The sequence below is a fragment of the Variovorax sp. 160MFSha2.1 genome, from assembly GCF_048305075.1.
GTDB lineage: Bacteria > Pseudomonadota > Gammaproteobacteria > Burkholderiales > Burkholderiaceae_C > Variovorax > Variovorax guangxiensis.
This window is the reverse complement of the sequence record NZ_CP157624.1, coordinates 2,824,367-2,842,651: the sequence shown is the minus strand read 5'-3', so window position 1 is coordinate 2,842,651 and position 18,285 is coordinate 2,824,367. Positions and strand designations below refer to the sequence as shown.

Sequence of the window (18,285 nt, the reverse complement as noted above, 5' to 3'; positions counted from 1 at the left end):
GCAGCCATGCAGTTTTCATGGTTCTGCCACCGCTTCACCGTCAAATTGAAGGACTTGCATGGACTTTTCCTTGAACCCCGCCCTGGACGCCCACGACACCCGCATCCTCGCCGAGCTGCAGGCCGACGCACGCCTGACCATGGCCGAACTGGGCCGCCGTGTGCACCTGAGCCAGCCGGCCGTGACCGAGCGCGTGAAGAAGCTGGAGGCGGCCGGCGTCATCAGCGGCTACCGCGCCACCGTCAACCTCGGCAAGCTGGGCTACGGTATCCGCGCCATCATTCGCGTCGGCCGCGCCGATTACGACCTCGTCGTCAAGCTGGTGCAGGAGACGCCCGAGTGCGTCAATGCCTACAACGTGACCGGCGAGGACAGCTGGATCCTCGAAATCGCGGTGATCGATGTGAGCCACCTCGACGCGGTGGTCACCAAGTTCTGCATCCTCACCGAGACGGCGACTTCGATCATCCTGAACCCGGCGCGCGAGCACCAGCCGATGCTGCCGCCGCGCAGTTCGGACGTGAAGCCGCCCATCAAGAAGATCGTCAACGCGTAGCGGCCAGCGCGCCGAAGGCCGCCACCACCTCGGGCGGCGCCTGCACCATCTCGATGAGCACGCCCTCACCCGCGATCGGGAATTCGTCGTTCGCCTTCGGGTGCAGGAAGCAGATGTCGAAGCCCGCCGCGCCCTTGCGGATGCCGCCCGGCGCGAAGCGCACACCCTGCGCGGTGAGCCATTCGACGGCCTTGGGCAGGTCGTCGATCCACAGGCCGACGTGGTTCAGCGGCGTGGTGTGAACAGCAGGCTTCTTCTCGGGGTCCAGCGGCTGCATCAGGTCGACCTCGACCTTGAAGGGCCCCACGCCCATCGCGCAGATGTCTTCGTCGACGTTCTCGCGCTCGCTCCTGAAGGTGCCGGTGACTTCAAGCCCCAGCATGTCGACCCACAGCTTCTGCAGCCGCAGCTTGTCGGGCCCGCCGATGGCGATCTGCTGGATGCCCAGCACCTTGAAGGGGCGCTCGGTAGCGGCGGTCATGCTGCGCACCCTTCCGCCTGCTCCTGCACCTGGCGCGAATTCAGGCCGAGCTTGCGCAGCAGCACCGTGTCGGCCTCGACGTCGGGGTTGCCGGTGACCAGCAGCTTGTCGCCGTAGAAGATCGAATTCGCGCCCGCCATGAAGCACAGCGCCTGCACCGCGTCGCCCATCTGCTGGCGGCCGGCCGACAGCCGCACGCGCGCGGTAGGCATGGTGATGCGGGCCACCGCGATCATGCGCACGAAGTCGAAGGGATCGACCGGCTCCGAGTCGGCCAGCGGCGTGCCGGGCACGCGCACCAGGCTGTTGATGGGCACCGATTCCGGATACGGATTCAGGTTGGCCAGCTGCGCGATCAGCCCCGCGCGGTGCACCGGCTGCTCGCCCATGCCGACGATGCCGCCGCAGCACACGCTGATGCCGGCGCTGCGCACGTTGGCCAGCGTGTCGAGCCGATCTTGATAAGTGCGGGTGTCGACCACGTCGGTGTAGTACTCGGGCGCGGTGTCGAGGTTGTGGTTGTAGTAGTCGAGGCCGGCGGCCTTCAGCTGGTGCGCGTGATGCGGCTCCAGCATGCCGAGCGTGGCGCAGGTCTGCATGCCCAGCCCCTTCACGGCTTCGACCAGCACCGCCACCTTCTCGACGTCGCGGTCCTTGGGCGCGCGCCATGCGGCGCCCATGCAAAAGCGCGTGGCGCCGGCGTCCTTCGCGGCCTGCGCGGCGCGGACCACCTCGTCGACCTCCATGAGCTTCTGCGCCTTCACGCCGGTGTCGAACTCGGCCGACTGCGGGCAGTAGCCGCAGTTCTCGGGACAGCCGCCGGTCTTCACCGACAGCAGCGTCGCCAGCTCGATGTCGCCTTCGGGGAAATGCTGGCGGTGCACGGTCTGCGCCTCGAACAGCAGGTCCATCAGCGGCTTGTCGAGCAGCGCCTGGATCGCCTCGACGGACCACGGGCCCTGCGGCGTCGCGATCTTGGCCGGGCGATGCAGCGTGACTGCCTGTTGAAAGTCGTTGGCCCCCATCAGTTGAACTCCAGAATGATCTGATCGACGGCGAGCGACTCGCCCTTGTTCGCCGAAATCTTGCCCACCACGCCGTCCTGCGCGGCGAACAGCACGTTTTCCATCTTCATCGCCTCGATGACGGCCAGCTTCTCGCCGGCGCGCACCTGCTGCCCCGGCTGCACCGACACCTCCACCAGCAGCCCCGGCATCGGCGACATCAGGAACTTGCTGAGGTCCGGCGGCGCCTTGTAGGGCATGAGTTCGAGCAGCCGCGCGCCCAGCGGCGACAGCACCATCGCCTCGATCTGCGTGCCGTCGTGCGACACACGAAGCGCCAGCGGGTTCTTGCCCGCGCCACGCTCCACCTGCGCGGTGAAAGGCCTGTCGTTGACGATGCCCTGCACCCGGATCGAACCCAGCGCGAGGCTGCTGTCGATCTTGTAGGTCTTGCCGTTCACGGTCACCGAGCTCGCGCCGGTCTTGCCGTGGAAGTCGGAGACGGACACCGGGTGGTGCACATGCTTGCCCTCGTGTCCCAGCTCGACCACGACGAACTGCTCGCCCACCTTCACGCCATGCCCTTCGAGCTGCCCGCTGATGCCGGAAGCCCGTGCACGGTAGCGGCGATGCACGTACGCCGCCAGCGCGACCAGGAACGAGGGATCGGCGTGCGGCACGTCCTCCGCGTGGAAGCCCTTGCCGTAGTGCTCGGCGATGAAGCCGGTGTTGAAGTCGCCCGCCACGAACTTCGGATGGGCCAGCAGCGCCGCCTGGAACGGGATATTGCTGCTGATGCCGCGGATCACGAAGCCGTTGAGCGCCTCGCGCATGCGGGCGATCGCGTGCTGGCGATCCTTTCCGTGCACGATGAGCTTGGCGATCATCGAGTCGTAGTACATCGGGATCTCGCCGCCCTCGTACACGCCGGTGTCCACGCGCACGCCGTTCAGACGCTGCGTGTCGCTCGCGAACATGGTCTCGCCCGGCGGCTGGAACTTCACCAGCCGGCCAGTGGAAGGCAGGAAGTTGCGGAACGGGTCTTCGGCGTTGATGCGGCACTCGATGGCCCAGCCCTCGCGCTTCACCTGCTCCTGCGTGAGCGGCAGCTTCTCGCCGGCGGCCACGCGGATCATCAGCTCCACCAGGTCGAGGCCGGTGATGCACTCCGTCACCGGGTGCTCCACCTGCAGGCGGGTGTTCATTTCGAGGAAGTAGAAGCTCTGGTCCTTGCCGACCACGAACTCCACCGTGCCCGCGCTCTGGTACTTCACCGCCTTGGCCAGCGCCACGGCCTGCTCGCCCATCGCCTTGCGCGTGGCGTCGCTGATGAAGGGCGACGGCGCCTCCTCGATCACCTTCTGGTGGCGGCGCTGGATGGAGCACTCGCGCTCGTTCAGGTAGATGACGTTGCCGTGCGAGTCGCCCAGCACCTGGATTTCGATGTGGCGGGGCTCCTCGACGAACTTCTCGATGAACACGCGGTCGTCGCCGAAGCTGTTGCGCGCTTCGTTGCGGCACGAAGTGAAGCCCTCGAAGGCCTCCTTGTCGTTGAAGGCCACGCGCAGGCCCTTGCCCCCGCCGCCGGCCGAGGCCTTGATCATCACCGGATAGCCGATGTCCCTGGCGATCTCCACCGCGCGCTCCGCCGTCTCGATGGCGTCGTTCCAGCCCGGAATGGTGTTGACCTTGGCTTCGTTCGCGAGCTTCTTCGAGGCGATCTTGTCGCCCATGGCCGCGATCGAATAGTGCTTGGGCCCGATGAAGGCGATGCCCTCTTCCTCGACCTGCCGGGCGAAGGCCTCGTTCTCCGACAGGAAGCCATAGCCCGGGTGCACCGCTTCGGCCCCGGTCTTCTTGCAGGCCGCGATGATGCGGTCGGCTTGCAGATAGCTCTCGCGGCTGGGCGCGGCGCCGATGTGCACGGCCTCGTCGGCGAGTTCGACATGGCGGGCTTCCTTGTCGGCGTCGGAATAGACGGCGACGGTGAGGATGCCCATCTTCTTGGCCGTTTGAATGACGCGGCAGGCGATCTCGCCACGGTTTGCGATCAGGATCTTCTTGAACATGTTCTTCTTCTCCGTTTCGCTCACAGCGGGATGTTGCCGTGCTTGCGCCACGGGTTCTCGAGCTTCTTCTCGCGCAGCATCACCAGCGAGCGGCAGATGCGCTTGCGGGTCTCGTGCGGGAGGATCACGTCGTCGATGTAGCCGCGCGCGCCCGCCACGTAGGGGTTGGCGAAGCGGGCCTTGTACTCGGCCTCGCGGGCGGCGAGCTTCTCGGGGTCGTTCTTGTCCTCGCGGAAGATGATTTCCACCGCGCCCTTGGCGCCCATCACCGCGATCTCGGCGCGCGGCCAGGCGAGGTTGACGTCGCCGCGCAGGTGCTTGGAGGCCATCACGTCGTAGGCGCCGCCATAGGCCTTGCGCGTGATGACGGTGATCTTCGGCACCGTGCACTCGGCGTACGCGTACAGCAGCTTGGCGCCGTGCTTGATGATGCCGCCGTACTCCTGGCCGGTGCCGGGCATGAAGCCGGGCACGTCGACGAAGGTGACCACCGGGATGTTGAAGGCATCGCAGAAGCGCACGAAGCGCGCGGCCTTGATGCTGCTCTTGATGTCGAGGCAGCCCGCCAGCACCAGCGGCTGGTTGGCGACGATGCCGATGGTCTGGCCTTCCATGCGGGCGAAGCCGATCACGATGTTCTTCGCGTAGTCGGGCTGCAACTCGAAGAAGTCGCCGTCGTCCACCACCTTCAGGATCAGTTCCTTGATGTCGTAGGGCTTGTTCGGGTTGTCGGGCACGAGCGTGTCGAGCGAGTAGTCGAGCCGGTCGGCCGGGTCGCCCAGGCCGTTGTTGCCCAGGCGCACGGGTGGCTTCTCGCGGTTGTTCAGCGGCAGGTAGTTGTAGAGGCGACGCAGCATCATCAGCGCCTCCACGTCGTTCTCGAAGGCCATGTCGGCCACGCCGCTGCGGGTGGTGTGGGTAATGGCGCCGCCCAGTTCCTCGGCGGTCACGCTTTCATGCGTGACGGTCTTCACCACCTCGGGGCCGGTGACGAACATGTAGCTGGAGTCCTTCACCATGAAGATGAAGTCGGTCATGGCCGGCGAATACACGGCGCCGCCGGCGCAGGGGCCCATGATCATGCTGATCTGCGGCACCACGCCCGAGGCCATCACGTTGCGCTGGAACACGTCGGCATAGCCGCCGAGCGAGGCCACGCCTTCCTGGATGCGCGCGCCGCCGGAGTCGTTCAGGCCGATGACCGGTGCGCCGACCTTCATGGCCTGGTCCATCACCTTGCAGATCTTCTCGGCATGCGCCTCGCTGAGCGCGCCGCCGAAGACGGTGAAGTCCTGGCTGAACACGAACACCAGGCGGCCGTTGATCATGCCGTAGCCGGTGACCACGCCGTCGCCCGGCACCTTCTGCTCGGCCATGCCGAAATCGACCGAGCGGTGCTCGACGAACATGTCCCACTCTTCGAAGGTGTTGTCATCGAGCAGCAGCTCGATGCGCTCGCGCGCCGTGAGCTTGCCCTTGGCGTGCTGCGCGTCGATGCGCTTCTGCCCGCCGCCGAGACGCGCCTGGGCGCGGCGCTTTTCGAGTTGTTCGATCAGTTCTTGCATGGTGTGCTTTCGAAGCTGTGGTCCTGGATTCCGTGTCTTTTCTTCATGGCCTGGCTGTGATGGCGGCCGCGGCGAGCAGGTTGCGCGCGGCCGTGGAGGCCGGCAGGGTGCCCTGCGCCACCTGCTGCGTGAGCTGCGGCAGCAGTTCGCGCACCTGGGGGTGATGCCTGAAGGCCTGCTTGAGGCCGGCGTCGATGCGCTCCCACATCCACGCGGTGGCCTGCTTCTCGCGGCGTTTCGCGAGGCGGCCGTTGACGGTCTGCAGCTGCCTGAACTGGGTGACTGCGTCCCAGAAGGCGTCGACACCCGTGTTGGCCAGTGCGCTGAGCTGCAGCACCTTGGGCAGCCAGAAGCGCACTTCGGCGCCGCTGTGGGCGTCGTGCGCGGCATGCGCGTGCTCGGGGTTGCCTTGGTGGCCGAAGAGCCGCAGCGCCGATGTAATCTGCGCCTGCGCGCGCGTGGCGGCGTCCTTGTCGATGTCGGCCTTGTTGATGACGACGAGGTCGGCCAGCTCCATCACGCCCTTCTTGATGGCCTGCAGGTCGTCGCCCGCGTTGGGCAGTTGCAGCAGCACGAACATGTCGGTCATGCCGGCCACGGCCGTTTCGCTCTGGCCCACGCCGACGGTCTCGACGATCACGATGTCGTAGCCGGCGGCCTCGCAGACCAGCATGGCCTCGCGCGTCTTCTCCGCCACGCCGCCCAGCGTGCCGCTCGACGGGCTCGGACGGATGTAGGCGCGCTCGTTGACCGAGAGGCGCTCCATGCGCGTCTTGTCGCCGAGGATGGAGCCGCCCGAAACGGTAGATGACGGGTCGATGGTGAGCACCGCCACGCGATGCCCCTTGCCGATCAGCAGCAGGCCCAGCGTCTCGATGAAGGTCGACTTGCCGACGCCCGGCACGCCCGAGATGCCGAGGCGGAACGAATTGCCCGTGCGCGGCAGCAGCGCCGTGAGCAGTTCGTCGGCCTGCGCGCGATGGTCGTCGCGCGTCGATTCGAGCAGCGTGATCGCCTTGGCGATGGCGCGTCGCTGCGGCATGCCTTCGGTGCCGGCGATCGCGTTCTCCAAAGCCTTCGCCTTGTCGCTCAGCACGCAGCCTCCGACGCCACGCGCCAGCGGTAATGCAGGTCGACGCCCTCGCCGCCTTCGAGCACGAAGCCGTGGCGCAGGTAGAAGCGGTTGGCGTCGCTCTCCACGAGCGCGGTGAGCTTGATGTCCAGCCGCTGCTCGCGCGCCTGCGACTTGGCCCATTCGAGCACCCATTCACCGATGCCCAGGCCCTGGAAGCCGGTGCGCAGGTAGAGATGGTCGAGGCGCAGCGCGTCGCTGTCCTCGGGCTTGAGCGTGACGAAGCCGATGCGCTGGCCACCGTCGAGCACGATGTGGTGCATGTAGGGCACCACGAAGCCCGCGTTCAGGCGCTCGCGCGAGCGGGCCGCGTCGAAACGGCCCACGCGCTCCAGGCTCGGGCGCATCGCGTCGATGCGCAGGGCCAGCATGGCCTCGAAATCGCTGGAATCCACCGGCTGCAGCGACAGCCGCGACAAGAGATCGCTCACGACGGCGCGCCTCAGGCCGTGACCGCCGCGCGAATCTGCTCCAGCACGTCCTTGGCGCTGGCGGGAATGGGCGTGCCCGGCCCGTAGATGCCCTTGACGCCGGCGTCGTAGAGGAACTCGTAGTCCTGCCGCGGGATGACGCCGCCGACGAACACGATGATGTCGTCGGCGCCCTGCTTGCGCAGCTCGTCGATGATGGCGGGCACAAGAGTCTTATGGCCGGCCGCGAGCGTGCTCACGCCGACGGCGTGCACGTCGTTCTCGATGGCCTGGCGCGCGCATTCTTCCGGCGTCTGGAAGAGCGGCCCCATGTCCACGTCGAAGCCCAGGTCGGCGAAGGCGGTGGCGACAACCTTCGCGCCGCGGTCGTGGCCGTCCTGGCCCAGCTTGGAGATCATCACGCGCGGGCGGCGGCCCTGCTCTTCGGCGAAGGCGTTGATCTCGGTCTTGAGCGTTTCCCAGCCCTCGGCGGAGTCGTAGGCGGCGGCATACACGCCGGTGACCTTCTGCGTGTCGGCGCGGTGGCGGCCGAAGGCCTTTTCGAGCGCGTCGGAAATTTCGCCCACCGTGGCGCGCAGGCGCACCGCGTCGATGCTCAGCGCCAGCAGGTTGCCGGTGTTGTTCTCGGCGGCTTCGGTGAGCGCGTCGAGCGCGGCCTGCGCCTTGGCGCTGTCGCGCGAGGCGCGGATCTTCTGCAGGCGCGCGACCTGCTGCTCGCGCACCTTCACGTTGTCGATGGAGAGGATTTCCACCGGGTCTTCGTTCTTGAGCTTGTACTTGTTGACGCCGACGATCACGTCCTTGCCGGAATCGATGCGCGCCTGCTTCTCGGCGGCGGCCGCCTCGATCTTGAGCTTGGCCCAGCCGCTGTCGACCGCCTTGGTCATGCCGCCCATGGCCTCGACCTCCTCGATGATGGCCCAGGCCGCATCGGCCATGTCCTGGGTGAGCTTCTCCATCATGTAGCTGCCGGCCCAGGGGTCGATCACGTTGGTGATGTGGGTCTCTTCCTGGATGATGAGCTGCGTGTTGCGCGCGATGCGCGCGCTGAACTCGGTGGGCAGCGCGATGGCCTCGTCGAGCGCGTTGGTGTGCAGGCTCTGCGTGCCGCCAAACACCGCGGCCATCGCCTCGATGGTGGTGCGCACCACGTTGTTGTACGGGTCCTGCTCGGTGAGGCTCCAGCCCGAGGTCTGGCAGTGGGTGCGCAGCATCAGGCTCTTGGGGTTCTTGGGCTCGAACTCCTTCATGATGCGGCACCACAGCAGGCGCGCCGCGCGCATCTTGGCGACTTCGAGATAGAAGTTCATGCCGATGGCCCAGAAGAAGCTCAGGCGGCCGGCGAAGCCGTCGACGTCCAAGCCCTTGGCCAGCGCGGTCTTCACGTACTCCTTGCCGTCGGCCAGCGTGAAGGCGAGCTCCAGCGCCTGGTTGGCGCCGGCTTCCTGCATGTGGTAGCCGCTGATCGAGATCGAGTTGAACTTGGGCATCTTCTGCGCCGTGTACTCGATGATGTCGCCGATGATCCGCATGCTCGGCCCGGGCGGGAAGATGTACGTGTTGCGGACCATGAACTCCTTGAGGATGTCGTTCTGGATGGTTCCGCTGAGCTGGTCCTGCGCCACGCCCTGCTCTTCCGCCGCAACAACATAGCCCGCCAGCACCGGCAGCACGGCGCCGTTCATCGTCATGGACACGCTCACCTTGTCGAGCGGGATCTGGTCGAACAGGATCTTCATGTCCTCGACCGAGTCGATGGCCACGCCGGCCTTGCCGACGTCGCCGGTCACGCGCGGATGGTCGCTGTCGTAGCCGCGGTGGGTGGCGAGGTCGAAGGCCACGCTCACGCCCTGCCCGCCCGCGGCCAGCGCCTTGCGGTAGAAGGCGTTCGATTCCTCCGCGGTGGAGAAGCCGGCGTACTGGCGGATGGTCCAGGGGCGCACCGCGTACATGGTGGCCTGCGGGCCACGCAGGTAGGGTTCGAAGCCAGGCAGCGTGTCGGTGTACTTCAGCCCCTGCAGGTCGGCGGCGGTGTACAGCGGCTTCACGGCAATGCCGTCGGGCGTGATCCAGTTCAGCGCGCTCACGTCGCCGCCGGGTGCGGACTTGGCTGCGGCCTTGGCCCAGGCTTCGAGGTCGGCTTGCTTGAAAGAGGGTTCGGGTTTGCTGCTCATGAAGGGGCCGTTCGCAGAGTCTTGCAGGGTGTTCGCAAATTCGCCTGCAGGGATCTGCAAGCCGGCCGCGAGTCTAACCGATCCATAATTATTAATTCAAACGCCTTTTTTGAAGTACAGTCCGGCCCATGTCCGCCGTCACCCTCACCCCCCGCGCCCTCTACGAAGAGGTCGCCGAACTGCTGCGCCAGCGGATCTTTCGCCGCGAGCTGGAGCCCGGCAGCTGGATCGACGAACTCAAGCTGGCCGAGGAATACGGCATCAGCCGCACCCCGTTGCGCGAGGCGCTGAAGGTGCTCGCGGCCGAGGGCCTGGTGACGATGAAGGTGCGGCGCGGCGCCTACGTGACCGAGGTGTCGGAACAGGATCTGGCCGACGTCTATCACCTGCTCTCGCTGCTGGAGAGCGATGCCGCCGGCGTGGTGGCCGAGCGCGCCACCGACGCCCAGCGCGTCGAGTTGAAGGCGCTGCACGCCGAGCTGGAGGCGGCGGCCTCGCCTGAAGACCGAGAGCACTTCTTCGCCGTGAACGAGCGCTTCCACATGCAGTTGCTGGCCATCGCCAACAACAAGTGGCGCGACCAGATGGTGGCCGACCTGCGCAAGGTGATGAAGCTCAACCGGCACAACTCGCTGCTGAAGGCCGGCCGAATCGGCGAATCGCTGGCGGAGCACCGCGCGGTGATGGCTGCCATCGAAGCACGCGACGCGGAAGCCGCCATGGCCCGCATGCGCGAGCACTTCCAGAACGGGCTGGAAGCGGCGAACTAGGTCCGCCCCCAGGCTTGCGCACTTCGTGTCGCTTCGCCACCCCCTCACGGGGGCGATACCTGCGGCCCGGCGAAGCCGGTTCCGCGGTATCCCGCGAATTCTCGGGTCGCTTCGCATCCCCCGGAAAGGAAGCCAGACCTGCGGCCGGGCAAAGCCGGCTCCGCGGTATTTCGCGAATCCTCGGGCGCGTTGTCTCCCTGCGGGAAGAAGGTCAATCCAGGCTGAGGGTGCCGGTTTCGTTGGCCAGGCGCTGGGCGGTTTCGAGCAGCAGCGGAGCTATGCGCCCCACCATGGTTTCCTTGGGCAGCAGGTAGGCGGGGCCCCCACAGCTCACGGAATAACGCTCGCCGCGCGGGCCTTCCAGGGCGAAGCCGATGGCGTGGATGTGCGGATTCCATTCGCCGAAGGAGCCGCAGTAGCCCAGCGCGCCGTACTCGTCCAGGCTCGAGATCAGGCCCGGCTCGATGACGCCCCAGCTTTCTCCGCTCTCGGTCCGGATCTGCGCCAGCAGCTCGGACTGCTCCGCCTCGGGCAGCGCCGCCAGGTAGGCGCGCCCGGCAGCCGAGGTCGCGATGGTCATGCGCGTGCCCACCTCGATGCGGGAGCTGATGACCACCGAGCGCGGCCGCAGCGAATCGATGACCAGCATGTCGAGCTCGTCGCGCACGCCAAGGTGCACGCTCACGCCCGCCGCTTCCGAAAGCGCCGCCAGGTGCGGCCGCGCCACGGTGCGCAGGTCGAAATGGCGCAGGTAGCGGCTGCTCATGTCGAGCAGCGCGGGGCCGAGGCTGAAGCGCTCGCTGTCCTGAGACTGTCGTAAATACCCCGCACTCACCAGCGTTGCGGTGAGCCTGGACACCGTGGCCTTGGGGATGCCGGTGGTGTCTGCCAGTTCGCGATTGCCTATCGGTGCCGATGCCATGCCGATGACTCTCAGGAGAGCCAGTCCTCTGGCGAGCGCGCTCACTTCTTCTTTGCCGCCAATCGCGTCACTCATGTATCCAAACCTTTTTATGTCCCTGATGTCCTCATTTTTCAGCAAAAAACGGTTGACGCGCCACTTATCGTGAAGTAGCGATTTCGAAACATCGTTTCAGGAAAGGCTTGGAGGCCGATTCCGACCCCTGATGCCGTGCCGATGGAAGCGCGCGCGGCGCTACGGATTCAGGCTGCCTGCGCCGCGGCAGGCTCACGCGCCAGCGCCATGACTTCGTGCGCGGGCAGTGTCTTGAGCCGATGGTCGCTCCAGACCTGCCGCCAGCGGCGCGCACCCGGAAGACCGTTGCGCAAACCCAGCATGTGCCGCGCGATCGGCCACCAGTGCGTGCCGTGCTCGGCCGCCTCGCGGGCCATGTAGTCGCACATCAGCGACTCGACTTCCTCGCGCGTGAGCGTCTGCTCGCCGGCGCCGAAGAACTCGGCGTCCCATCCGGCCAGCCACCAGGGGTTGTGATACGCCTCTCGCCCCACCATCACGCCGTCGAGCAGCCGCAGATGCTCGTGCACCTGTGCGTCGACCGTGATGCCGCCGTTGATGGCGATGTGCAGATCGGGAAACTCGTGCTTCAGCCGGTGCACCAGCTCGTAGCGCAGCGGCGGGATCTCGCGGTTCTGCTTCGGGCTCAGCCCCTGCAGCCAGGCGTTACGCGCATGCACGATGAAGGTGTTGCAGCCGGCCTCGCTCACCTTGCCGACGAAGTCGCGCACGAACTCGTAGCTTTCGATCCTGTCGATGCCGATGCGATGCTTGACAGTCACCGGAATGCCGACCACGTCGACCATCGCCTTCACGCAATCGGCCACCAGCTGCGGCTCGTTCATGAGGCAGGCGCCGAAGGCGCCGCGCTGCACCCGCTCGCTGGGGCAGCCGCAGTTCAGGTTGATCTCGTCGTAGCCCCACTCCTCCCCGAGCTTCGCGCAGTGCGCGAGGTCGGCCGGCTCGCTGCCGCCGAGTTGCAGCGCAACGGGGTGTTCCTCGGCGTTGAAGCGCAGATGGCGCGGCACGTCGCCATGCATCAGCGCGCCGGTCGTCACCATCTCGGTGTAGAGCAGCGCGTGGCGCGACAGCAGGCGATGGAGGTAACGACAGTGTCTGTCGGTCCAGTCCATCATGGGTGCAACGGAGACGACCTTCTCTTCCAAAACGCGGGATTCCTGTGGTTGGCAGCAGTGCCCCGACCTCGATCGGGCCGGGCTGGCAAGCCCGCTAGTTTCTCACGCGCGCCTTTCCGTCCGCTCCCGCCCGGCCATGTAGTTGCCCGGCGTCACGCCGAAGCAGCGGCGGAACCAGCGCGAGAAGTGCGCCTGGTCGGTGAAGCCGCATTGCGCAGCAACCTCGGCCGCCGCGTGGCCCTCGCGCAGCAGCGCCCTGGCTCGGCCGATGCGCGCGAGCCGAGCGTAGTGGGCCGGCGTCATGCCCACGGCCAGGCGGAACAGACGATGGAAATGCTCTCGCGACACGCCCAGTCGCTGCGCCAGCCCGGCCGGATCGATGCGGCAAGCATCTTCCGTCGCCAGCGCCTCGCAGACGGCTTCCACGCGCGCATCGCCCATGTGGCGCTCGACCGGCACGAGTCCGCCATCGGCCTGCGCGCGAAGAATCTCTTCCAGCAAGCGGCCGACCTGCGCACCGTCTTGCGCCTGCGCAGCGGATGCCAGCTCGCCTGCCATGACCTCGTCGCGCCACACGCCCTGCCTCAGCGTGCCTCGCAGGCCCGGCGGCCACGCGAGGCGCCTGCTCGCCCAGGCGTGTGGCACGTAGAGCATCACCATGCGAAAGCCCTGCGCACTGACGCCGGCCGTATGCAGCATGAAGGGCGCCATCAGCACGATGTCGCCCGCCTGCGCCACCTGCCGCTCGCCGGCGCAGGTGAATTCGCAGCGGCCTTCGAGGATGGCGCCCACGCTCCACTCCGCATGCCAGTGCAGCTCGAAGCGCGCCTTGGGGTCGGCCGCGAACATGGCCTCGATCTGCGCGCCGCCTTCCATCGGCAGGCCGATCACGTGCGAAGCCGGCGGGTTCGAGGGCGGGTTGCGGGTCATCCCGCGAAGGGTAGCGCGGCCGGCCGCGTCACACGGCGATCGCACCGCGCACGGTGATGCCCATCCAGCCGGCGCTGGCGGCAGTCGCCTCCACAGGGCCGAGAGATGCCAGTTCCTCGACCGGATGTTCGTGGAACTTCAGCGTCGCGCTGCCGGCGGTCCAGCCGGGCTCGACGCGGTCGATGATGTCGGCGCGCAGGTAGCGCGGCACCGCCGCGATGCCTGGCTGTGTCAGGTCGGGCCAGCCGATGGCACCCACGGTCGGCGCGGAAAGAAAACCCAGCCGCCCGGTCTGCTCGCCCGATAGTGTGACTGTCGCGTCCACCAGGCGCCGCTCCTTCACGCTGAGACTCGCACCGAGCCGGCTTCCCGCCGCGAGCGGCGCGGCCGCCGGGTGGATCAGCGGCATGCTGCGCGTAAGCCAGGTCTGCCCGATCTTCTTGGGCCAGCCCTGCAGCCAGCCGCGCAGAAGCGAGACGTCCTGGTCGACGTAGATCAGCGGGCAATAGAAGGAGCGCGGCACATCGCCGTCACCGCGCTTCTTCTGCTCGATTTCGAGCACCACGATGGTCTCGCGGTATTGCGCATACACCGGGTCGAGCAGCTCGCGGCCGTCGTCGCCGCAGAACTGCCAGTCCGCGAAATGGACGCAGCCCTTGCCGGTGGCCGCGCCCAATCCGGCCGGCACCAGCACGGCGCCGTTCGCGGCATCGAACTCGAAGGCCACGTTGACGAGCCAGCCCGCGTAGTGCCAGGGCGGCGCCTGCACCAGCGCGCTGCGGCCGGAGGATGTGAAAGGAGGCGTAAAAGATTGCGGCGTGGCCATGCGTACCGTGCGGGCGGTTGTTGATGAAGACCCCACGATATGGCTGCGCATGCCGACGCGTCTTGTACGCCAGTGATCCTCCAGCGCAGGGTTCTACGGCAGATGAAGGCGTTGTCCGACTCGACACGCCGCCCCGGCAGGGACAATGCCCGCATCGGCCCGAGACAAGCCGACGAGAACGAACGAAGACCGCTCAGAACGAGAAGCCCCGACTGCGAACAATGACCCGCATCTACCTGATAGAAGACAACCCCCTGATCGCCACCACGCTGACCGACGGCCTGCAGGAGTTTTCCGATTGCGACGTGATCGGCACCGCCACCACATCGGTCGACGCCATCGACTGGCTCAGGAAGAACCCGCAGGAATGGGACGCGGCGGTCATCGATATCTTCCTGGCCGAAGGCAACGGCCTCACCGTTGCGCAGTATCTGCAGGAGCACAAGTCGCCGGCGCAGCGCACGGTGGTGCTCATGAACCATGCCACCTCCGAAGTGCGCGAAGGTGCGCTTTCCGCAGGGGTGGACGCGGTGTTCGACAAGTCGCTGCAGCTCGAAGCCTTCTACGACTTCTGCAGGACGCTGAACATCTCGCCGCGCCGCAAGCTGAACGCCGCAGGGTAAGTCAGTCGCCCAGCACGCCCGTCACCCGCTGTTCGACCAGGTCGCTGGCGCGGCTGAGATGCCGGCGCATGTGCCCGGCGGCGGCTTCGAGGTCGCCACGCTCCACCGCGTCGAGGATTTCCAGGTGCTCGTGACAGGACTTGTGCAGCAGGTCGATGTTCACCAGCGGGTAGTCCGAGAGGTCGGACATGCGCCGCAGCCGGTTCTGCTGCTGCACCGCATCGAGAAAGAAGCGGTTGCCCGAGGCGCTGGCCAGCAGTTCGTGGAACTGCGCGTTGGCCTCGAAGAAATCCATCCACGAATAGCGTGAAGCCTGCGCGAGCAGCCCCTGCTGGCGCTCGCGGCAGGCGCGCAGCCGTTGCAGGTCGACCTTGAAGCCGGGCTCGCGCAGCCCGGCGCATTCGACGGTCAGGCGAAACCGGTAGCTCTCGCGCTCGCTTTCCACCGAATCCAGCGTCTCGGTGAACTCCCAGCGCTGGTAGTGGCGCCCGCGCAGCACGCCGTCCTGCAGCAGCGTGGTGAGTACGGTGCGCAGCAGCGGGCGCGGCACGGCGTAGGCCTGCGCCAGTTCCAGTTCATTGACGCGCGTGGGCAGCTTGCCGGCCAGGCGATCGCGCAGCAGGCGGTAGTAGAGCGTCTTCTCCTCGTCTTCGGGCATTTCGCGCCGGGCCTTGGCGAGTGCCTGGCGGTCGGCCTCCAGCGTGTAGCCGCGGTTCGGCGTGTGGGCCAGCAAGGCCCGCTCGTGCAGGAACCGCAGCGCCGCGCGCACCGGCGTGCGCGAGATGCCGAGCCGGCTCGCGAGCTCGGCCTCGGTGAGGCGGCTGCCGTTCTCGTAGCCGCCGGCCAACGCCTGGTCGAGCACGTAGCGACTCACGCGCTGGACGAGCGGAGCGACCGGCGCAAGGGGCGATGCAAGGGGTTTGTCGTCCGTCTGGGATGCGGCCATCCAGGGGTTCTCCGGAATCGCGGGGCTTGGGCGCCGATCATCGCCCGGGTTTTGTATTTTTGACCCGAAAAAACCATGTACATCTCGCGCCAAAAATACAATTCGAGTTTCAAGATCGGCTCCACGACGACCCGAGAGCCGGGTCGCTTCCCAACGGAGAACCATCTCGTGGCCTTTGCCGACACCCCCGCCTCCCCCGCGTCGCTCGACGCGTTCTGGATGCCCTTCACCCCCAACCGCAAGTTCAAGCAGTCGCCGCGCCTCATCGTCGGCAGCGAAGGCCTTTATTACGATCTGGCCGACGGCCGCCGCGTGCTCGACGCCATCGCCGGCCTGTGGTGCGTGAACGCGGGGCACCGCCACCCGCGCATCAGCGCCGCGATGAAGGCGCAGATCGACGTGCTCGACTACGCCTCCAGCTTCCAGATCGGCCACCCGGCTGCCTTCGTGCTCGCGCAGCGGCTGGCCGAAATGGCGCCCGCGGGCATGAACCACGTGTTCTTCACCAACTCGGGCTCCGAGTCGGTCGACACCGCGCTGAAGATCGCGCTGGCCTACCACCGCGCACGCGGCGACGCGGGCCGCTACCGCCTCATCGGCCGCGAGCGCGCCTATCACGGCGTGGGCTTCGGCGGCATCTCGGTGGGCGGCATCGGCCGCCAGCGCAGCACCTTCGGCCCGCTGCTCAACGGCGTTGACCACCTGCCGCACACGCTCGACCTGGCGCGCAACGCCTTCTCGCGCGGCGAGCCGGCGCACGGCATCGAGAAGGCCGACGCGCTGGAGGCGCTGCTCGCGCTGCACGACCCGTCGACCGTGGCCGCCGTCATCGTCGAGCCCGTGGCCGGCTCCACCGGCGTGCTGCCGCCGCCGCGCGGCTACCTCAGGCGCCTGCGCGAAATCTGCGACAAGCGCGGCGTGCTGCTGATATTCGACGAGGTCATCACCGGCTTCGGCCGCCTGGGCACCAACTTCGCGGCCGACCTGTTCGGCGTGAGGCCCGACCTCATCACCACCGCAAAGGGCCTCACCAACGGCGCGGTGCCCATGGGCGCGGTGCTGATGCGCGACGAGGTGCACGACGCCTTCATGCAGGGCAGCGTGAGCGGCATCGAGCTCTCGCACGGCTACACCTACTCGGGCCACCCGCTGGCCTGCGCGGCGGCGATGGCCACGCTCGACGCCTACACGCAGGACGGGCTGATCGCCCAGTCGGCGGCCACCGCGCCCTACTTCGAGGAATGCCTGCACACGCTGCGCGGCCTGCCGGGCGTGATCGACGTGCGCAACGTCGGCCTGCTCGCCGGCATCGAGCTGCAGCCCTGGGCCGAGGGCGCGGGCACGCACGCACAGGCGGTGGCCCAGCACTGCGTGGACCAGGGCGGCGTGCTGGTGCGCTCCGTGGGCGACACCATCGCGCTGTCGCCGCCCTTCACGCTGGAGCGCCGGCACGTCGACCAGATCGTCGACAGCCTGCGCGCCGCCATCGCGCAGACCGCCCGGCCGACCGACGCCGCAGCCTGAACACACACGAAAGCACCAGATGGACATCGAATCGTTCCCCCTCTACGACATCGAAGGCGACGCCCGCCAGTGCGGCCAGCAGTACGGCCGCGCGGCAGGCGAGCGCATCGACCTGAGCCTGCGCACCTACCGCGCCGCCTTCGAACGCGTGGGCCTCAGCTGGGACCGCACCCGCGCGCTGGCGCGCCGCTTCATGCCGGTGATCGAGGCCTTCGACGCCGGCATGCTGCGCGAGATCGAAGGCGTGGCCGAAGGCGCGGGCGTGCCGGCCGAGGACATCGTGGCGCTGAACGCGCGCAGCGAGATGCTCTACGCCTTCCAGCAGCTCGAAGCCACCGAGCCGCCCGACGGCTGCACCGGCGTGGTGGTGATGCCGTCGGCCTCGCGCGAAGGCCGGCTCATCCACGCGCAGAACTGGGACTGGCGCGTGGAAAGCCTGGAGCTGGGCATCGTGCTGCGCATCCAGCCCGCCAAGGGTCCGTCGATGCTGACCTTCGCGGAGGCGGGCACACTCGCGCGCGCCGGCCTCAACAGCGCGGGCATCGCCGTCACCGGCAACTTCATCAAGGCCGACAGCGACGGCAGGCAGCAGGGCGTGCCGCTGGCGCTGATCCGCCGCGGCATCCTGCAGTCGGAGCTGTATGCCAACGCGCTGGGCGTGGTGTGCCGTACCGCGCGCTCCATCTCCAACAACATGATCGTCACGCACGCCGAGGGCGAGGCCGTGAGCCTGGAGACCTGCCCCGAGCAGGTGTTCTGGCAGCAGCCCGAAGGCGGCATCCTGGTGCACGCAAACCACTTCAAGACGCCGGCCGCGCTCGCGCGCGTGGTGGACCGCAGCCTTGAGACCACGCCCGACTCGCTCTACCGCGACCGCCGCGTGACCGAGGCGCTGCACAACCGGCGCGCCGCCGGCCTGCTCGGCGAGCAGGACGTGATCGACGCGCTGCAGGACCGATTCGGCGCGCCGCGCGCCGTGTGCCGCAGCCCCAGCGCGGGCCCCGGCGGCGCCTCGTCGGCCACGGTGGCGACCATCGTGATGGACCCGGCGGCACGGAAGATGCGCATTGCACCGGCGCCCTTCAAGGAGCACCGCTTCACCGAATATTCCCTCTGAGTCCGACCGCTCTATCGACCGCCCA

Annotated in this window: 17 protein-coding genes; 5 read left to right on the top strand and 12 right to left on the bottom strand. The window is 67.6% G+C overall.

Annotated elements, in window-relative coordinates; genetic code table 11:
- Window positions 1-58 precede the first annotated feature (58 nt).
- Complete coding sequence (locus ABL838_RS12725; RefSeq protein WP_126018711.1) at window positions 59-556, top strand: Lrp/AsnC family transcriptional regulator; 498 nt, start codon at window positions 59-61, stop codon at window positions 554-556.
- Here the strand turns inward: ABL838_RS12725 and ABL838_RS12720 are convergent.
- From ABL838_RS12720 to scpA, 7 genes are read right to left on the bottom strand one after another with little or no spacing between them, the layout of a single operon-like run.
- The gene (locus tag ABL838_RS12720; RefSeq protein ID WP_184638646.1) at window positions 546-1,037 is read right to left on the bottom strand and encodes a VOC family protein; all 492 of its coding nucleotides are present in this window, start codon (window positions 1,035-1,037) and stop codon (window positions 546-548) included. The genes ABL838_RS12725 and ABL838_RS12720 overlap by 11 nt on opposite strands.
- Complete coding sequence (bioB, locus tag ABL838_RS12715; protein ID WP_126018707.1) at window positions 1,034-2,062, bottom strand: biotin synthase BioB; 1,029 nt, start codon at window positions 2,060-2,062, stop codon at window positions 1,034-1,036. Before bioB ends, ABL838_RS12720 begins: the two co-directional genes overlap by 4 nt.
- Window positions 2,062-4,110, bottom strand: a complete 2,049-nt coding sequence (gene accC, locus ABL838_RS12710; RefSeq protein ID WP_184638649.1) for an acetyl-CoA carboxylase biotin carboxylase subunit — start codon at window positions 4,108-4,110, stop codon at window positions 2,062-2,064. Before accC ends, bioB begins: the two co-directional genes overlap by 1 nt.
- 20 nt (window positions 4,111-4,130) lie before the next feature.
- Entirely contained in the window at window positions 4,131-5,675 is a 1,545-nt protein-coding gene (locus ABL838_RS12705) for an acyl-CoA carboxylase subunit beta (RefSeq protein ID WP_019653176.1), read from the bottom strand.
- A gap of 43 nt (window positions 5,676-5,718) precedes the next feature.
- A complete protein-coding gene (meaB, locus tag ABL838_RS12700) occupies window positions 5,719-6,717 on the bottom strand; it encodes a methylmalonyl Co-A mutase-associated GTPase MeaB (protein ID WP_418125861.1) in 999 nt (332 codons plus the stop codon).
- 47 nt (window positions 6,718-6,764) lie between these two features.
- Window positions 6,765-7,238 (bottom strand): GNAT family N-acetyltransferase, encoded by a 474-nt coding sequence (locus ABL838_RS12695; RefSeq protein WP_418125537.1) that lies wholly within the window; start codon window positions 7,236-7,238, stop codon window positions 6,765-6,767.
- An 11-nt stretch (window positions 7,239-7,249) separates the two neighbouring features.
- Complete coding sequence (gene scpA, locus ABL838_RS12690; RefSeq protein ID WP_418125536.1) at window positions 7,250-9,412, bottom strand: methylmalonyl-CoA mutase; 2,163 nt, start codon at window positions 9,410-9,412, stop codon at window positions 7,250-7,252.
- 128 nt (window positions 9,413-9,540) lie between these two features.
- On the opposite strand from scpA, the gene ABL838_RS12685 reads away from it, so the two are divergent.
- Complete coding sequence (locus tag ABL838_RS12685) at window positions 9,541-10,182, top strand: GntR family transcriptional regulator (RefSeq protein WP_184638655.1); 642 nt, start codon at window positions 9,541-9,543, stop codon at window positions 10,180-10,182.
- A 211-nt stretch (window positions 10,183-10,393) separates the two neighbouring features.
- Here ABL838_RS12685 and ABL838_RS12680 read toward each other — a convergent pair whose 3' ends face one another.
- From ABL838_RS12680 to ABL838_RS12665, 4 genes are all read right to left on the bottom strand, one after another.
- The gene (locus ABL838_RS12680) at window positions 10,394-11,179 is read right to left on the bottom strand and encodes an IclR family transcriptional regulator (RefSeq protein ID WP_369658496.1); all 786 of its coding nucleotides are present in this window, start codon (window positions 11,177-11,179) and stop codon (window positions 10,394-10,396) included.
- Between the two features lie 167 nt (window positions 11,180-11,346).
- The gene (gene dusA, locus ABL838_RS12675; RefSeq protein WP_240650517.1) at window positions 11,347-12,294 is read right to left on the bottom strand and encodes a tRNA dihydrouridine(20/20a) synthase DusA; all 948 of its coding nucleotides are present in this window, start codon (window positions 12,292-12,294) and stop codon (window positions 11,347-11,349) included.
- Window positions 12,295-12,396: 102 nt separating this feature from the next.
- A complete protein-coding gene (locus tag ABL838_RS12670; protein WP_418125535.1) occupies window positions 12,397-13,224 on the bottom strand; it encodes an AraC family transcriptional regulator in 828 nt (275 codons plus the stop codon).
- A gap of 28 nt (window positions 13,225-13,252) precedes the next feature.
- Window positions 13,253-14,101, bottom strand: coding sequence for an acetoacetate decarboxylase family protein (locus ABL838_RS12665; RefSeq protein ID WP_418125534.1), 849 nt, complete (start codon window positions 14,099-14,101; stop codon window positions 13,253-13,255).
- Between the two features lie 170 nt (window positions 14,102-14,271).
- Here ABL838_RS12665 and ABL838_RS12660 point away from each other — a divergent pair, with 170 nt between their 5' ends.
- Complete coding sequence (locus tag ABL838_RS12660) at window positions 14,272-14,673, top strand: response regulator (RefSeq protein WP_126018691.1); 402 nt, start codon at window positions 14,272-14,274, stop codon at window positions 14,671-14,673.
- Between the two features lies 1 nt (window position 14,674).
- On the opposite strand, the gene ABL838_RS12655 is transcribed toward ABL838_RS12660, so the two are convergent.
- Window positions 14,675-15,619: a GntR family transcriptional regulator gene (locus ABL838_RS12655; RefSeq protein ID WP_418125532.1), complete on the bottom strand. Its 945-nt coding sequence runs from the start codon at window positions 15,617-15,619 to the stop codon at window positions 14,675-14,677.
- Window positions 15,620-15,787: 168 nt separating this feature from the next.
- On the opposite strand from ABL838_RS12655, the gene ABL838_RS12650 reads away from it, so the two are divergent.
- On the top strand, window positions 15,788-17,143 hold the full coding sequence (locus tag ABL838_RS12650) for an aspartate aminotransferase family protein (RefSeq protein ID WP_418125531.1): 1,356 nt from the start codon (window positions 15,788-15,790) through the stop codon (window positions 17,141-17,143).
- A gap of 19 nt (window positions 17,144-17,162) precedes the next feature.
- On the top strand, window positions 17,163-18,260 hold the full coding sequence (locus tag ABL838_RS12645) for a C45 family autoproteolytic acyltransferase/hydolase (protein WP_369658501.1): 1,098 nt from the start codon (window positions 17,163-17,165) through the stop codon (window positions 18,258-18,260).
- Window positions 18,261-18,285 lie beyond the last annotated feature (25 nt).

What these genes read in the sequence shown, in the direction of transcription:
- ABL838_RS12660 (WP_126018691.1), top strand. Translation starts at nt 14,272, where the DNA reads ATGACCCGCATCTACCTGATAGAAGACAACCCCCTGATCGCCACCACG.
- ABL838_RS12725 (WP_126018711.1), top strand. Translation starts at nt 59, where the DNA reads ATGGACTTTTCCTTGAACCCCGCCCTGGACGCCCACGACACCCGCATC.
- dusA (WP_240650517.1), bottom strand. Translation starts at nt 12,294, where the DNA reads ATGATGGACTGGACCGACAGACACTGTCGTTACCTCCATCGCCTGCTG.
- meaB (WP_418125861.1), bottom strand. Translation starts at nt 6,717, where the DNA reads ATGCCGCAGCGACGCGCCATCGCCAAGGCGATCACGCTGCTCGAATCG.
- accC (WP_184638649.1), bottom strand. Translation starts at nt 4,110, where the DNA reads ATGTTCAAGAAGATCCTGATCGCAAACCGTGGCGAGATCGCCTGCCGC.
- ABL838_RS12705 (WP_019653176.1), bottom strand. Translation starts at nt 5,675, where the DNA reads ATGCAAGAACTGATCGAACAACTCGAAAAGCGCCGCGCCCAGGCGCGT.
- ABL838_RS12720 (WP_184638646.1), bottom strand. Translation starts at nt 1,037, where the DNA reads ATGACCGCCGCTACCGAGCGCCCCTTCAAGGTGCTGGGCATCCAGCAG.
- ABL838_RS12645 (WP_369658501.1), top strand. Translation starts at nt 17,163, where the DNA reads ATGGACATCGAATCGTTCCCCCTCTACGACATCGAAGGCGACGCCCGC.
- bioB (WP_126018707.1), bottom strand. Translation starts at nt 2,062, where the DNA reads ATGGGGGCCAACGACTTTCAACAGGCAGTCACGCTGCATCGCCCGGCC.
- ABL838_RS12685 (WP_184638655.1), top strand. Translation starts at nt 9,541, where the DNA reads ATGTCCGCCGTCACCCTCACCCCCCGCGCCCTCTACGAAGAGGTCGCC.
- ABL838_RS12680 (WP_369658496.1), bottom strand. Translation starts at nt 11,179, where the DNA reads ATGAGTGACGCGATTGGCGGCAAAGAAGAAGTGAGCGCGCTCGCCAGA.
- ABL838_RS12655 (WP_418125532.1), bottom strand. Translation starts at nt 15,619, where the DNA reads ATGGCCGCATCCCAGACGGACGACAAACCCCTTGCATCGCCCCTTGCG.
- scpA (WP_418125536.1), bottom strand. Translation starts at nt 9,412, where the DNA reads ATGAGCAGCAAACCCGAACCCTCTTTCAAGCAAGCCGACCTCGAAGCC.
- ABL838_RS12665 (WP_418125534.1), bottom strand. Translation starts at nt 14,101, where the DNA reads ATGCGCAGCCATATCGTGGGGTCTTCATCAACAACCGCCCGCACGGTA.
- ABL838_RS12670 (WP_418125535.1), bottom strand. Translation starts at nt 13,224, where the DNA reads ATGACCCGCAACCCGCCCTCGAACCCGCCGGCTTCGCACGTGATCGGC.